At 42.9% G+C, this 15,984-nt stretch carries 14 protein-coding genes; 6 read left to right on the top strand and 8 right to left on the bottom strand.

The window, feature by feature from the left end:
* Positions 1–8: 8 nt before the first annotated feature.
* Positions 9–1,349, bottom strand: coding sequence for a GntT/GntP/DsdX family permease (locus L1611_RS15345; RefSeq protein WP_236314590.1), 1,341 nt, complete (start codon positions 1,347–1,349; stop codon positions 9–11).
* 21 nt (positions 1,350–1,370) lie between these two features.
* Positions 1,371–2,267 (bottom strand): phosphogluconate dehydrogenase (NAD(+)-dependent, decarboxylating), encoded by an 897-nt coding sequence (gnd, locus tag L1611_RS15340; RefSeq protein ID WP_236314589.1) that lies wholly within the window; start codon positions 2,265–2,267, stop codon positions 1,371–1,373.
* 241 nt (positions 2,268–2,508) lie between these two features.
* Here gnd and L1611_RS15335 point away from each other — a divergent pair, with 241 nt between their 5' ends.
* Positions 2,509–3,372 carry a MurR/RpiR family transcriptional regulator gene (locus tag L1611_RS15335; RefSeq protein ID WP_236314588.1) on the top strand — a complete coding sequence of 288 codons (864 nt, stop codon included), beginning with the start codon at positions 2,509–2,511 and terminating at the stop codon, positions 3,370–3,372.
* A 46-nt stretch (positions 3,373–3,418) separates the two neighbouring features.
* On the opposite strand, the gene L1611_RS15330 is transcribed toward L1611_RS15335, so the two are convergent.
* Positions 3,419–3,616: a hypothetical protein gene (locus L1611_RS15330; protein ID WP_236314587.1), complete on the bottom strand. Its 198-nt coding sequence runs from the start codon at positions 3,614–3,616 to the stop codon at positions 3,419–3,421.
* A gap of 568 nt (positions 3,617–4,184) precedes the next feature.
* Between L1611_RS15330 and L1611_RS15325 the strand changes: the two genes are divergently transcribed.
* Positions 4,185–4,613, top strand: a complete 429-nt coding sequence (locus L1611_RS15325; protein ID WP_236314586.1) for a DoxX family protein — start codon at positions 4,185–4,187, stop codon at positions 4,611–4,613.
* Between the two features lie 47 nt (positions 4,614–4,660).
* Here the strand turns inward: L1611_RS15325 and L1611_RS15320 are convergent, their stop codons facing one another.
* From L1611_RS15320 to L1611_RS15300, 5 genes are all read right to left on the bottom strand, one after another.
* The gene (locus tag L1611_RS15320; protein WP_236314585.1) at positions 4,661–6,358 is read right to left on the bottom strand and encodes a glycoside hydrolase family 13 protein; all 1,698 of its coding nucleotides are present in this window, start codon (positions 6,356–6,358) and stop codon (positions 4,661–4,663) included.
* Between the two features lie 142 nt (positions 6,359–6,500).
* Positions 6,501–7,328, bottom strand: a complete 828-nt coding sequence (locus L1611_RS15315) for a carbohydrate ABC transporter permease (RefSeq protein WP_236314584.1) — start codon at positions 7,326–7,328, stop codon at positions 6,501–6,503.
* Between the two features lie 22 nt (positions 7,329–7,350).
* Positions 7,351–8,661, bottom strand: coding sequence for an ABC transporter permease subunit (locus L1611_RS15310; protein WP_236314583.1), 1,311 nt, complete (start codon positions 8,659–8,661; stop codon positions 7,351–7,353).
* A gap of 114 nt (positions 8,662–8,775) precedes the next feature.
* Positions 8,776–10,074, bottom strand: a complete 1,299-nt coding sequence (locus L1611_RS15305; RefSeq protein WP_236314582.1) for an ABC transporter substrate-binding protein — start codon at positions 10,072–10,074, stop codon at positions 8,776–8,778.
* Positions 10,075–10,143: 69 nt separating this feature from the next.
* Positions 10,144–11,130, bottom strand: coding sequence for a LacI family DNA-binding transcriptional regulator (locus L1611_RS15300; protein ID WP_236314581.1), 987 nt, complete (start codon positions 11,128–11,130; stop codon positions 10,144–10,146).
* A 346-nt stretch (positions 11,131–11,476) separates the two neighbouring features.
* On the opposite strand from L1611_RS15300, the gene L1611_RS15295 reads away from it, so the two are divergent.
* The 4 genes from L1611_RS15295 to L1611_RS15280 are packed head-to-tail and all read left to right on the top strand — an operon-like array spanning position 11,477 to position 15,977.
* Entirely contained in the window at positions 11,477–12,247 is a 771-nt protein-coding gene (locus L1611_RS15295) for a DeoR/GlpR family DNA-binding transcription regulator (protein ID WP_236314580.1), read from the top strand.
* A 1-nt stretch (position 12,248) separates the two neighbouring features.
* A complete protein-coding gene (locus L1611_RS15290; protein ID WP_236314579.1) occupies positions 12,249–13,559 on the top strand; it encodes a four-carbon acid sugar kinase family protein in 1,311 nt (436 codons plus the stop codon).
* On the top strand, positions 13,556–14,575 hold the full coding sequence (pdxA, locus tag L1611_RS15285) for a 4-hydroxythreonine-4-phosphate dehydrogenase PdxA (RefSeq protein ID WP_236314578.1): 1,020 nt from the start codon (positions 13,556–13,558) through the stop codon (positions 14,573–14,575). The genes L1611_RS15290 and pdxA overlap by 4 nt, the downstream gene beginning before the upstream one ends.
* 31 nt (positions 14,576–14,606) lie before the next feature.
* A complete protein-coding gene (locus L1611_RS15280; protein ID WP_236314577.1) occupies positions 14,607–15,977 on the top strand; it encodes a GntP family permease in 1,371 nt (456 codons plus the stop codon).
* Positions 15,978–15,984 lie beyond the last annotated feature (7 nt).

The raw sequence follows: 15,984 nt of genomic DNA, 5'->3' as shown, positions 1-15,984 counted from the left end.
CAGTTCCATTAAATGAAGATTCCGATTGTAAATGCGACTGCAAAACCTACAAGTGCGATGATCGACTCCATCACTGTCCATGAGCGTAACGTATCTTTTACATCAAGTCCAAAGAATCTGTTCACCAACCAGAATCCGCTATCGTTCACATGGGATAAAATCGTAGCACCCGCAGCAATCGAGATGACCATCAATCCAAGCACCGGTCCCTCTAATCCAAGGGAATCGATGATCGGCGACATGATTCCAGCTGCCGTGATCATGGATACCGTAGCCGAACCTTGTGCAACACGTACAAATGCGGCAATCAAGAACGCTAATAGTAACGGTGGAAGCGATGAACCTGCCATCATCTCGCCCAATACGTCCCCTACACCTGAATCGATGAGAATCTGTTTGAACACGCCACCTGCACCTGTGACAAGTATGATGATACCAGCTGGTTCAAGAGCTTTCGTAGCAATCTTTTGGACCTCATCCTTCGAATACCCTTTTCTGGTTCCAAGAATGTAAAAGGCAAGTACCGTTGCAATGATCAATGCAACGAATGGATGTCCCAGGAAAGTCAAGAATGCTCGCAAATTGTTTCCTTCAGGCAAAAGGACACCTGAAAACGTATTCAAAAGGATCAATACGAGTGGAATGAGAATCAAGCTCGTGACGGTCCCGAAACCAGGAAGTTCCCGGTCATATTTTCTTTCTTCAAGATCAATGTAATCCGGGACAGTCACATGGATTTTCTTCGCAATATATTTACCGAAGACCGGGCCTGCAAGAATCATAGAGGGAATCCCTGCAAGGATACCGAATAAAATGACCCAGCCGATGTCTGCCCCAATGAGTTCTGCGACTGCGATCGGCCCTGGTGTCGGCGGCACGAAACTATGTGTGACTGCAAGGCCGGCTAATAGTGGAATCCCATAAAACAAGAGGGATTTCCCTGTTTTTTTCGCCAATCCGTACACGATCGGAACTAAAATGATGAACCCGACATCAAAGAATACCGGGATCGCAACAATGAAACCTGTGATACTCAACGCCCATTGTGCTCTGCTTTCTCCGAATTTTTTGATAAGCGTTTGTGCGAGGCGTTCAGCTCCCCCTGATACTTCAAGCATCTGTCCGAACATCGCCCCAAGACCGACGACGACGGCCACGAAACCTAAAGTGCCGCCCATCCCTTCCTGAATCGAAGCGATAATGTCACTCAACTTCATGTCAGCACCGATACCGACTAGAATACTGACGATTAGAAGTGCGACAAATGCTTGCAATTTCGTCCTCATGACTAAAAAGAGTAATACGATTATGCCTAATAAGGCGACTAGAATCAATCCTGCTCCAGACATCTCCTTCTCCCCCAATAACGATTATTTTTTGACGACATCATGGCCGCCGAATTCATTCCGCAGCGCAGCGACGACTTTGCCCGCGAACGTATCTTCTTCCAGCGAGCGATAACGCATCATCAATGAAAGTGCGATGACCGGAGCAGCGGTTTGCAGATCAAGCGCCGTTTCAACCGTCCATTTCCCTTCTCCTGATGAGTGCATCACCCCTCGGATATCCTCAAGCTTTTGGTCTTTAGAAAAAGCATTTTCAGTAAGTTCCATCAACCATGAACGGATGACCGATCCATTGTTCCAAACCCTCGATACCCCTTCATAGTCGTAATCGAAGGGGCTTTTTTCGAGGATGTCGAATCCTTCAGCGATAGCTTGCATCATCCCATATTCGATTCCATTGTGGATCATCTTCAAGAAGTGCCCGCTTCCGGATTTACCAGTGTAAAGGAAGCCATTTTCAACCGTTACTTCTTTAAACACTGATTCCAGGCGCTTGTAAGCACTTTCGTTGCCGCCAATCATCATGCAAGCACCCTTCCTTGCCCCATCCACTCCGCCGCTTGTCCCGACGTCGAGGAAATGGATGCCTTTTTCACTTAAGGCTTCAGCTTTTTTTACAGATTCTTTGTAGTTGGTGTTGCCGCCATCAACGATGATGTCTTCAGGGTCAAGTAAATCACCTAACTCGGCAATGACAGACTCTGTGATTTCTCCTGCTGGCACCATGATCCAGACTGTTCTTGGTGCAACCAGATTTTCAACCAATTCTTCAATCGAGGAATGGCCTTTTCCTCCATCCTCTTCAAATGCCTCAACCGTTGAAGCATTTACATCGAATACCTGTACATCATGATTGTGATCGAGTAAATTCAAACCGAGGTTGTACCCCATCTTCCCAAGACCGATCAAACCGATTTGCATAATAAAACCTCCAATGAGATATAATGAGTGATAAATGATGAAAAAATATTTCTTTTGTCACTAATTATACAAAAATATTTTTTCTTTTCAAGCGCTTTCAAGAAATTTTTTTTCGTAATAGAATGGTATATAATAGTAATGGCCTTTAAATGGTTATAAAATCACATAATCCTTATTAACAAGAAGCAGACGAATAAGAATTAAGTAGTTTAAGGCTTTGTACATCTTTTCAGAGAGGAGAATGACGTTGAGTAAAGACCAACAACAACACTGCATCCCTAGAATCCGTTCCTTTTATAATAGGTTCAGTGAAAAAGAAAAAATGATTGCTGACCATATATTGAATAACCCAGAACACATCATCCATTCGACGATCAGCCAGGTGGCAGATGATCTGCAGGTTGCTGAGGCGACTGTTTTCCGTTTCTGTAAACGGCTTGGCTTCAAAGGTTACCAAGCGATGAAGATTGCTCTGGCCTCGGAGATCGTCAACCCTGTCAAGGATATCCATGAAACGATCAATGAAACCGATAATGAAAAAGAGGTTGCCCAAAAAGTATTTCGATCCAACATCCGGACCCTTGAAGAGACCACTCACATTTTAGAGCAGGAACCTTATCAAAGGGCAGTTGAGTTAATCATCCGTGCTAGAAAAGTGGAATTTTACGGAAATGGCGGCTCCGGTATAGTTGCAGAGGATGCTCATCATAAGTTTTTACGAAGCGGGATTCAATCTGCTGCCTATTCTGATTCGCATTTTCAGCTGATGGCTGCATCCCAACTGACTGAGCAAGATGTAATCGTGTTCATTTCGCATTCCGGAACGAACAAAGACTCGTTGGATGTGCTGGATGTCGCAAAACAAAATAAGGTGAAAACAATCGGAATCACAACACTGGCTAAATCCCCACTGGGGCAAAAAGTGGACGTTCCTCTGTTCACGACATCTGAAGAGACAGATTATCGTTCAGAAGCTTTAGCCTCGCGGATCGCCCAACTGAGTATCATTGATGCTTTGTATGTGAATGTCATGATGAAAACGAAGGATAAATCGCAGGAATCCTTGAACAAAATGAGAAAAGCAATATCTGTCAAGCGTTTTTGATCGCTTACAGTGTAAAAAAGCGACCATGAAAAGGTCGCTTTTCGTTTTATTCATTTTTACGATAACGTTTTTGGCTTGAAGAATTGTTTTTTGTTTGATGTTTATTTCTCTCTTCCTTAATCTCTAGTTCCTGGTCTTCAACAGGCATCGGATCTACGGTTTCATCCTCATGGAGTGTATGATCAGGTTCTTTCTGGACAGGGTGCTTCTGTTTATTTTGAGTTTTAATATTTTTAGAATCCATAGGATTACCTCCTTTTACACTACATTTCCGTTCTACCGTTATTTAAAACGTAGTACTATTCCACTTACAGGCAAAAAGGACTTATTAGTTTCCAGATTAATCGAAGGATTACTTCGGTCAATTCGGTTATCGGAATAGATCAAGACTACAACTTTACCTTCTCAGAACATTTTTAACAAAATGGATATCAGGTTAGAATAAAAGAATAATAACCTCATGATATACTGAAAAGAATCATCTCAAATAAGCTTCCCTTATAAAGGTTTTGCTGTACATAGTTAGGGCTGTCCCGTAAATGTCTGACTCTCATCGTTTCGAACAACCTTTTGAGAAAAGGAAAGTTTTGAACCAAAATGTTATGATGATGGTGGCTGGAACGATTGTCGAAGGTCAGCCCCTTGGGTTTTGATCTTCAGTAAGACATTGAAGGAGCCGGTGCACTGTATAGGGTAGGAAAAATCGGCTTTACTCATGTCTGAAATTGCTAAAGTGTTTATTTCCCTGCCGTATTGCCGGTGGGGGTGCAATATATCCATTTTAAAAAACATTATTTTGGGAGGTAAGAAAGATGGAAAACAAGTATGAAGCAAGTAATTTGGTTCTAAGGGTGATATTAGGGATAACCTTCTTTATCCATGGTCTTGTAAAATTCCAGAATGGGATTGGAAATGTGGCAGAAATGTTCGGCAGCATGGGGCTTCCCGGATTTATGGCTTATGGTGTTGCTTTATTGGAACTTATCGGTGGGATCGCTCTGGTTCTTGGTTTATTCAGTAGAGTCGTATCCGCATTATTTGCTCTATTAATGATCGGTGCGATCGTAAAAGTGAAACTTGCAGCAGGATTTTTAGGAAATGACCAAATGGCCGGTTATGAATTGGACCTTGTTCTTCTAGCGATGTCAGTAGCCCTTTCTATCAGTGGTTCCAAGGCTTTTGCACTCGATCGGATCATCTTTAAAGGTCAAGGATCCAAAAGTTCGACTTTCATGAATTAAATGATAATTTATAAAAGAGAAAAGGAACGGGATACTGCTTCCGTTCCTTATTTCAACTTATAAACACGTGCTTCATATGGTTTTAACGTGAACTCCTCGATTTCCTCATCCCGTACATCATAGTTTGCGATCAAAAGCTCTTTTCGATCAAAAGAGATGTGTTCTGGCAGCTTGAAGACAGGTTTTCCATCACTGAAGTTGGTTACAACAAGCAGGTTTTCATCCCCCATGGTACGTGTATAGGCATAAATCTGCTCATCCCCCTCAAGAATCAGCTGATAATCACCATAAACCACGATTTCATGTTGCTTTCGCAGCTGGATCAATTCTTTATAATAAGAAAAAATCGAATTTGGATCGTCCACCTGCTGTTCGGCGTTGATATCCGTATAATTCGGATTCACTTTGATCCAGGGCTCGCCACTTGTGAAACCTGCATTGGTGCCACGATTCCATTGCATTGGTGTTCTTGCATTATCCCTTCCCTTTACACGGATCGCTTCCATGATCATATCAGGGTCTTCATTTCCGTCCTCAACAACATCCCGATAGAAATTATGGATTTCTACATCCTTATAATCCTCGAGTCGCTCAAAAGCGACGTTCGTCATGCCAAGCTCCTGTCCCTGATAAACATAAGGAGTACCCTGCATCATATGTAGCCAGGTCGCAAGCATTTTAGCGGATTCCTCATGAAAATTCTTGTCATTTCCGAATCGCGAAACGGATCGTGGCTGGTCATGGTTTTCGAGGTAAAGACTGTTCCAGCCGTTCCCCTCTTGCATCGCGATTTGCCATTTGCTCATGATTTTCTTAAGATCCGTGAGTTTCCATTCTTTATTGATTGCCCATTTCCCAAGCGAATGTCCTGGGATGCTGTCAACATCCATGTGTTCAAACTGGAAAAGCATGTTGACGATCCCATCTTTCTCATTCGTGAAACGGACACCGTCTTCGGGTGTAACCATCGGCATTTCGCCAACAGTCATAACGTCATAATTTGAAATGACCTTTTCGTTCATCTCATGTATGAATTCCATGAATCGAGGACCATTTACAAAATGCTCGCCGCCCCACTGATATTTCCGATCACTCGTGACCTTTGCATCGGGTAACCCAGGCGCTTTTGAAATGACATTAATGACGTCCATTCGGAACCCGTCAACACCTTTATCAAGCCAAAATGTCATTAGATCATACACTTCTTTCCGAAGTTTCGGGTTTTCCCAGTTCAAGTCCGGCTGTTTTTTCGTAAACAAGTGCAAATAGTATTCATCTGTCGTTTCATCATACTGCCAGGCTGATCCACTGAAAAACGATACCCAATTGTTCGGTTCGGCACCATTCTTGCCAGGTCGCCAAATATAATAATCTCTATACGGATTATCTTTTGATCTCCGGGATTCTGTAAACCACGCGTGTTCATCTGAGGAGTGATTAACGACAAGGTCCATGACAAGCTTCAAGCCCCGCCGATGCATCTCATCCACTAGACGTTCCCAATCCTCCATCGTTCCGAACTCATCCATGATCCCACGGTAGTCGGATATGTCATACCCATTATCATCATTCGGGGACTCATAAACCGGCGATAACCATACGACATCCACACCCAGCTCTTTCAAGTAATCCAGCTTTTCAATGATTCCGTTCAAATCTCCTATCCCGTCATTATTGCTGTCGTTGAAGCTTCTCGGATAGATTTGATAGACTACACTTTCTTTCCACCATTGCTTTGTTGCCATAATTGCCTCCTATCATTAAAGCTCTATTTTGCGTTAGGTTTGTACGAGACAGCAAGCCTCCTTACGGCGGGGTCTCACCAGGATCGCTTTCCTTGAAGAGGAGTATCGCAAATATCCCTTTCAAAGCATTTCCAAAACACTGCTATTCTTTTACCGCACCTGATGTCAGTCCTGACACAATCCGGCGTTGGAATAACAAGACCATAATCACTAAAGGTACTGTAACGACAACTGTAGCTGCTGATATTTCACCCCATGGAATCGTGAACTGTCCCTGGAACATCGCAATCCCTACGGGCACTGTCTTATAGGCTTCTTGTGTATTCAAAACAAGCGCGAACAAGAACTCGTTCCATGCCGCTATGAATACAAGGATGGCTGTTGTGAAAATCCCTGGTACAGCAAGCGGTAGTATAACCCTCCAGTACGTTTGCATGATAGATGCTCCATCAATCTTTGCAGCCTCTTCCAGATCGAAGGGGATCTTTCTGAAGAACGTAACAAGGATCCATATCGATAATGGTAATGTAATAGTCGTATACGGTATGATCAGCCCGATGTAACTGTTGGTCAGGCCTAGATTTTTCAAAATGATATAGATCGGGGAGATTGTAGCGATCTGTGGAAACATCGAGACAGATAGTACAAGCCCCAAAATAACGGTCTTACCTTTGAACTTCATCCGTGCAATCGCATAAGCCGCAAAGGAAGCGATCAGTACCGTATAGATAGTTGTAACCCCAGAGACTATCAAACTATTTTTCAGGTATGTCAAGAATGGATGGTTCACGAATACAGACTGATAGTTTACAAAAGTAGGATCTGATGTAAATGGAACGAACGCCTTTTCCCCGAATAATTCAGATACTGGCTTCAATGAACTGATCAGAATCCATAAAAACGGGAACATCACTAAAAATATAAATACGGATAAACCGACATAAAACAAAGGCCCAGCTTTTTTCTGCATTCAACTCACCCTCTCCTGTTCTTTATTTTTTGTCTTCCAAAAGATCTCTGCCTAATAAAGAAATGTAAATCATGGAGATGATTGCTACACAGATGAAAACAACCACAGATAGGGCTGAACCTTCTCCAAAGTTTGATTGAGCGATCATGACTTTATAGGCGAGCAAGGATATGGTTTCAGTTGAGTTGGCAGGACCCCCGCCGGTCAATACGAAAATGAGATCAAACACGCGGAATGCATCCAATGTACGGAATAACAAAGCGACAAGAATACTGGTTTTCAATAAAGGAAGTGTAATGGTAAAGAACTGTTTCCACTTGTTCGCCCCATCGATTGCGGCTGCTTCATACATGCTTGTCGGTATCGTCTGCAGCCCTGCAAGCAGTAATAACGCCATATATGGAGTCGTTTTCCACACATCAGCGAAAATGACGGAGAACATTGCACCGGTATCGTTGGTGAGAAGCGTAGCCATTCGTTCGACAAGACCGATCTCTTCAAATATTTTTGCGACGATTCCATTCTGGCCATCATATAGAAACTTCCACATCAGTGCGGCTACAACGGTAGGAATCGCCCATGGTATAAGGATGGATGCACGGACTAGTCCTCTTCCGAAGAAAGCTTTATTGATAAGCAGAGCAATCATCAGCCCGATCACTAATTCAATTGCAACTGAAACGACTGTGAACACGACTGTATTCCAGATTGACATCCACATTCTTTTGTCCGTCAAATTCTTTGCATAATGGTCGAATCCGATAAAGTTAGGTTTGATTATCGAATCGGCTAACGCAGAACTTAAACCTTTGACTGCCTTCGGGTCTTCCAGTTCATCAAGACCCTTCAATTTCTCCTCGATATCATTTAGTTCAGTTTGGATTTCCTCGGCCCTGTCTTTCTCAACCTCGACAAGCTTCTCCTTTGAACCGACCTTTTCGAGATTCATCAGCTTTTCATCAATGATTTCATATCGTTCTTTGATTTTTCCATCCTCTAATAAAGATGAATCAAGCTTTGAAAGGTCCTCTTTCACACCATTCAAAGTTTCGGCGTTACCTTGATCAGCCTTATCTAATTCATTATCAATCGCACCTTCTAAGAGAAAGTAGTTATCCAAATAACGCTGAAGATCGATCATATGGCTCGTATGGACTTCTGATTTGGTAGGATTGTTCAGCCTCAAATCAAACAAAGAAAAATAAAAGGACTGGATAACCGGCCATATCGCAATAACGAGAATCAAAAGCAAGGAAGGTGCAATCAATAAATAAGCAGTGGAGCTCTCAGAAAGTTTGCGTTTCTTCTTAGGTTTTGAAGTATGATCACTCAATCCCTTTTCACACCTTTCAATGATAGAAGCTGACCCAATCGTATCTTACTCAGGATGACATCAAGATACCAACCCCGAGTGACACATGTTAGAGCCAGCCCTATCCGATTTTCGTTATTTCATTGCACTATCGATTTTTGATTGCATCGCTTTAGCTGCTTCTTCTGGTGTACTCTCCCCTGCAATCGCTTTAGAGACTTCGATTTGAATGATTTCTGAAATCTCAGGGTAGTTTGGAACAACCGGACGAGATACCGCAGACTCGAGTGCGTTTACGAATCCTTCTTCTTTAAAGAACGGGTTCGCTTCTAAAATTTCCTCATCCTCGAAGAGAGAAGGGATCGTAGGAGCAAGACCGCCATGGATCGCTGAAATCTTTTGCCCTTCAGGCCCAGTCATGAATTTTACGAATTCCCAGGCTTCTTGTGGATGTTCGGAAAATTTATTGATTGCAGTCATCCATCCCCCGAGTGCTGCAGCGGATCCTGCGTCACCTGCTGGCAGTGGTGCAACTCCCACATTTCCGACAATCTTAGATTGCTCTTCGTCATTTGCTAAAGCATATTGGTACGGCCAGTTACGGATGAACGGAGACTCTCCTTCAATGAATGACGTATGGGATTCAGTTTCTGTGAATGTCGTGATGTTTTTAGGTACGAAGTCTGCATTCGCTACTTCAACCAGCTTCTTAAGGCCGTTGATTGCTTCTGGACTATCAACCACTGCTTCGCCGTCTTCATTGACGATCGCCCCGCCGTAAGATGCAATGAATTCAACCGCGTTACATACTAATCCTTCGTATTGCTTCGCTTGCATCAAGTACCCGAATTTCGTGCCTTCCTTACCTTGAAGTTCACTTGCTTCGGTCATAAGTTCATCCCATGTTTTGGGTGGTTCTTCCGTTATATCGGTACGATAGAAAAGCATTCCTGCATCGATGAATTTAGGCATCGCCCATTGTTTTCCCTGGAAGTTCGCAGCAGTTACTGCTCCTTCGTTATAATCGTCAAGATTGATTCCATCCTTTTTCAAAAAGCGATCGAGCGGCATGACATAACCTGCCTGCGCAAATTCTGCCGGCCACACGACATCAAGGTCCATGACATCGATTTCACTTGATTTACCGTTTAATGCTGTGACGTAAGCATCATGCTGGGCACCAGTGTCAGATGGCATTTCACGGAATTCAACTTTGATGTTCGGGTGTTCTTTTTCGAACGCTTTGATGATTTCATCTGTCGCTTTCGTTGCATCTTGACCTCTTGCATATACGATCGTCACTTCTTTTTCATCTGATCCTTTTTCATCATCATTACCGCCGCTTCCACTATCTTCATTAGAGCTGCAGGCCGCTAGGATAAGACTTAAAATAAGTAAAATTGAGAATAAACTTGTCCATTTTGGTTTTTTCATACTGATCTCTCCCTTAAATTGGAATCGATTTCATAAATCTTTAAAAAAAAGAATATGGATAAAAATCTTTCATGTTGAATCTCGAATGATCAGTTCAAATGGTAATTCGACCCGGTTAGAGCTGATTTTTCGGGATGATTGGATTTGTTCGACCATCAATTCCATCGCAGTCCTTCCTAATTGGTGGACAGGTTGCTTGACCGTTGTCAGGCCCAACAATTCTGCGACTGGTTGATCGTCAAATCCAATGACGGCAAGATCATCAGGAATCCGATAGCCATTTTTCCTTGCTTCGAATATGAGCCCTGAAGCTACTTCATCACTTCCAGTAAAAACGGCTGTCGGCCGCTCCTTCAGATTATGGAGCCGGTAGAATAAGCGTTTTCCACCTTCAATTGTAAATTGATCCGTATACATCCATTCGGGCTTAATTGAGATGCCAATCTGCTGCATGGCTTTTATGTACCCTTCTTGTCTGCCTTTGGATACCCTGCTACCACCTGGCTCTGAACTGCAGTACACGATCGATTGATGTCCACGGTCGATCAAGTGTTTGGTTCCGATATAACCACCCATAACCTGGTCTAGATGTGCCATCGGAACTTTGGCTTCATAGTCATATTCATTACAAAGTACGATGGGACCGTACGTTAAATAAGGTTCAATTTCGCTCCAATGATTTTCCATTGACGTCAAGATCAATCCATCAATCTGCTTTCCTCGCAACAATTGCAGGTAACTTAATTCCTGTTGCTTGTTATACCTCGTTTGGCAGAATAAGAGTTGGAATCCTTCTTCTGCTGCGACTTCTTCCATCGTTTCAACCAGTTGGCTGAAAAATGGATTGGTGAGACGCGGCACATATACCGCAATCGTCTCGGTTTTTTGCTTCCTTAATTTCTGCGCATTGGAATTAGGTACATACTGAAGCTCTTCCATCGCCTGTTTTACAAGTTTTTTCTTTTCCTCACTGACATAGGGATGTTGATTGATCACCCGTGAAACAGTAGTACGTGATAATCCGGCACGTTCAGCTACATCAGATATCGTCGCCATTCGATCTCCTACGTATAGGATTCCCCCTCCTCCCAGATATGCATATATGAAATCGTTTTCATAACGATTATATTGAAAAGTCTGAAAAATTACAAGCGTTTTTTTTAAATAAAAAACATAGTGTACCAGGCACCGTTCTAACCCCCTTGGTATCACTGGGATGCTGAACGGTGCCTGGTACACTTTCAAAACCCTTGGTATTATTGACTTTTTAAATGGTGCCTGGTACCGAAATGAGATTTAAAATGATAAAAATGAACATTTTTGTTGACATTTATGTTCGTTTTTAACATAATCGTGAGTGAAAGATGATAAAAATGAACAAATACGTAAAGGAATGAACATAATGTCCCCATCACAGAGAAGGGAAAGGATCATCTCACATGTGAATGAAACTGGAAAAGTAGATATTGAACATTTAAGTGAAATGTTCAATGTTTCTCAAATGACCATCCGGCGTGATCTTGCCCAATTAGAACAGGATGGAAAATTGATCAGAACTCATGGGGGAGCGGTTTCGCCTAAGTCCCTTACCCTTGAAACACCCTACTTTAATAAAGAAACAAAAGATGTCCATGAAAAAAGAGCGATAGCAAAAAAAGCCGCAGGATTCATTCCAGATGGAGCGAGTATTTTACTGGATTCTGGAACTACTACCCTGGAGTTAGCAAAACTATTAGTTAATCGGAAGGATCTTACCATCATTACCAACGATATAAAGATTGCAAGTGAACTTGTCGATTCATCATTGAAAGTGATCGTTACTGGGGGAGATCTCCAGAACAATGTAGGAGCGTTACTCGGTGCACAGACCCAGGAATTTTTAAGAGGGGTCCACGTCGATTTGTTTTTCCTTGGTGCCCATGCAATCGATATTCAGGCAGGTGTCACAGCACCCACTTTGGAAAAAGCGCTCGTCAAAAAACTGATGAGGGAAGCAGCGGAAGAAACCTGGCTGCTGGCTGATTCAAGTAAATTAAACCATAAAGCATTCAGTAAAGTTTGTTCATTAGATGATTTGAATGGCTTCATTACAGATAATCGGGGTGAGAAAGAAGATTATGCACTCATTGAGCAACAAGTAAAGACCTACCAGGTAGAAAGCGAGGAAACTTGATGTGATTGGAGTTATTGCAGATGATTTGACCGGTGCGAATGCAACAGGTGTCAGACTCACAAAGCAAGGATTCAAGACAGCGACAATAGTACGGGACGCTCCATTGCCTGAAAAAAACCGATATGATGCGATTTGCATTGATACTGACAGCCGGTATTCCCCGGTCAATGTATGCAAGCAACGTGTAAAAACAGCTATCGATAAATTCAAAAAACAGGGCGTAACTATATTTTGCAAAAGAATTGACAGTACTGTCAGAGGACATTTCGGATATGAAATTGATGCGATGCTTAATGAATTAGGTGAAGAAACCATAGCGATCGTATGTCCCTCCTTTCCTAAATCAGGACGTGTCACCACAGGTGGCTACCTACTGGTTGACGGTGTTCCATTACAAGAAACAGATGTGGCAAGAGATCCGATTAAACCTCTAACTGAATCGTATGTTCCAAATATCATTCAAGCACAAAGCGTATACCCTGTAGAACACATCCCTTTGTCCACAGTTCTGGAAGGAGCAGAACCTATCACTACCAGGATAAAGGATCTAATCGAAAAAGGCATCCGGATCATTTCCATCGATGCAGTTACCGATGAAGAAATCGATGAAATTGCAAGAGCGATGACGATGATTGAAAACAAGATGGTCATACCGTGTGACCCTGGGCCCCTCACAGCTTCCTATTGCCGTGATTATATCCAGCACCAAGTAAAACCAACCAAAATCCTTGTCACTGTTGGTAGTGCTACTGCGATGACCGGAAGGCAGCTTGAATACCTGTACTCAAAAACTCAAATTAAACCTATTTATGTAGACGCAGAAAAGCTTGCCACTTTTAATGGAAGATGGGAAGAAGAGATACAGCGTTCCGTTGATAAAGGCTTGATAATGGTACAGGAAAATGACCTCATTGTGGTTACTACCTACCATCCTGGTGCAAAACGGGTGAACTTGAAAGAAAAAGCCCTTATTGAAAAATCTTCCGAGGATGCTCTAGCCAAACGAATAACCGATGGGCTTGCGAAGATTTCAAGGAAACTGATAGAACGATCTCCATATAAAATTGAAGGTTGTTTTTCAAGCGGAGGTGATGTTACAGCTTCTATTTGTGCCATAAGTGGGGCATCCGGCATACATCTTGACGATGAAGTCATTCCATTAGCAGCTTACGGCCAGTTCATCGGTGGACATTTCGATGGTATTTCCGTTGTTACGAAAGGCGGACTTGTCGGTGACAAGAAAGCCATTTACGATTGCGTCCAACTTTTAAAAAACAAACTTTCCCAATACAGAAAGGAGAAGAAAGTATGACAACACATATCGAAAGACCAATCATCGCTATACCTATGGGGGATCCTGCAGGAATAGGACCTGAAATCACTGTCGGTGCATTAAGTAAAAAAGAGATTTATGAACAATCCCGTCCAATTGTAATCGGGCATACTGAAGTTTTGGAAAAATCGGTCGGGATCATGGATGTGAATCTGTCTATCAACAAAGTGGAGTCACCAGAGGAAGGAAAATATGAGTTCGGAACGATCGATGTAATCCATCTTCCGAACTTGAAGATAGATGAACTGAAATTCGGAGAAGTACAAGCTCAATGTGGTCAAGCTGCATACGATTACATCAAGAAAACGGTTGATCTTGCAAATGCCGGTGACGTCCACGTCATGGCAACGACTCCGATTAATAAAGAATCATTGAAAGCTGCCGAAGTACCGTATATCGGGCATACAGAAATGCTTGCTGCTCTTACAAATACCGATGATCCACTGACGATGTTTGAAGTTCGTAATATGAGGATCTTCTTCTTGACACGTCATCTTAGTGTCAAGGATGCCATAGACCAAATGACAAAGGAACGGGTCCGTGATTATTTGAACCGATGTGATAAAGCACTTCAACGTTTAGGGGTTGAAAAGCGGAAGTTTGCTGTTGCAGGGTTGAATCCACACGCTGGTGAAGGTGGCTTGTTCGGACGCGAAGAAATTGATGAATTGATACCAGGTATTGACCTTGCAAATCAAGATGGTATTGATGCCGTGGGACCGGTTCCTGCAGATTCGGTTTTCCATCATGCATTGAATGGAAAATTCGATGCGGTCCTATCCCTCTATCATGACCAAGGGCATATCGCTGCAAAAATGACTGATTTCGAAAGAACGATATCGATTACGAATGGTTTGCCATTCCTTAGAACATCCGTGGACCATGGAACAGCATTCGATATAGCCGGACAAGGGATTGCTAGTACCGTCAGTATGGAAGAGTGTATAAAACTGGCGGCAAAATACGCTTCTAGATTCACACAGGAAAACATCTAACAAAATGAACAAACTGATAGGAGGCATTTAAATGGAACCATCTGGAGTACAAATGATATTAGGCTTAGTTCTAGGTGTATTCTTGCTAATCTTTCTAGTTTTACGTACGAAAATCCATGCCTTTCTTGCATTGATCATTGCCGCATCCATCACTGGAATCGTCGGGGGTATGAAAGCCCCTGACGTGGTCAATGCCATCACCTCAGGGTTTGGAGGTACACTTGGTTCAATCGGGATCGTCATCGGGTTTGGTGTCATGATGGGACGTATACTGGAAGTATCAGGTGCTGCGGAAAGATTGGCCTATAGTTTTATAAAATGGTTAGGAAAACGAAAGGAAGAATGGGCGATGGCTGTTACAGGGTATGTCGTTTCAATCCCTATCTTCGTCGATTCAGCTTTCGTTATTTTAGCGCCACTTGCGAAAGCGCTATCAAAAAAGACTGGTAAATCTGTTGTCGCTTTAGGAGTCGCGCTTGGTGTCGGACTAGCCGTGACACACCATGCTGTTCCTCCTACCCCTGGACCATTGGGCGTTGCAGGAATCTTCGGTGTCGATGTAGGATGGATGATTATCACAGGTTTGATTTTCGCCATTCCGCTGATTATTGTTGGCGTCTATTACGCGAAATGGGTCGGTAAAAAGATCTACCAGCTTCCTGATGAAGACGGCCAAGGGTTTGTAAGACCTGAAATGCCGCAAACATTGGAAGAGTATTACGAAATGCAAGAGAATAAAAACCTCCCGTCCTTACTACGTTCATCATTACCGATTTTGGTACCGATCTTTTTAATTTTCTTAAACACGACCATCGCAGCAATCGGGCTCGAAGGTGGTATTTATGACCTCATCACTTTCCTTGGAGCTCCTATCATTGCTGTCGGGATTGGACTTATCTTTGCCATCTACGGATTATATAATCATGTGAAACAATCGGTTGCGATCGATCGTATGGAAGAAGGGATCAAGGATGCAGGTATCATCCTGCTTGTGACTGGTGCAGGTGGTGCTTTAGGTAATGTGTTGAGAGAAAGCGGCGCAGGTGATTATATTGCAGAACAGATTGCGCAGACTTCCTTGCCTGCTATCTTGCTTCCATTCATCATCGCCAGTATCGTTCGCTTGATCCAAGGTAGTGGTACAGTCGCAATGATTACAGGTGCATCCATTTCAGCACCGATTCTAACTGGTCTGGACGTTAATATGGTACTCGCAGCCCAGGCAGCGACACTGGGAGCCATGGTATTCTCTTATTTCAATGACAGCTTATTCTGGGTTGTAAACCGTATGCTAGGGATAAAAAATGTGAAAGAACAGATCCTCACATGGTCTATTCCAACTACAATCGTGTGGGCAGCTTCCCTCGTATTGTTATTGGTCGCAAACCTAATAGTAGGATGAAAGAAAG

The sequence above is a fragment of the Pseudalkalibacillus salsuginis genome (genome assembly GCF_021646685.1).
Taxonomy (GTDB): domain Bacteria; phylum Bacillota; class Bacilli; order Bacillales; family Fictibacillaceae; genus Pseudalkalibacillus; species Pseudalkalibacillus salsuginis.
This window is presented reverse-complemented; position numbering and strand designations above follow the sequence as displayed.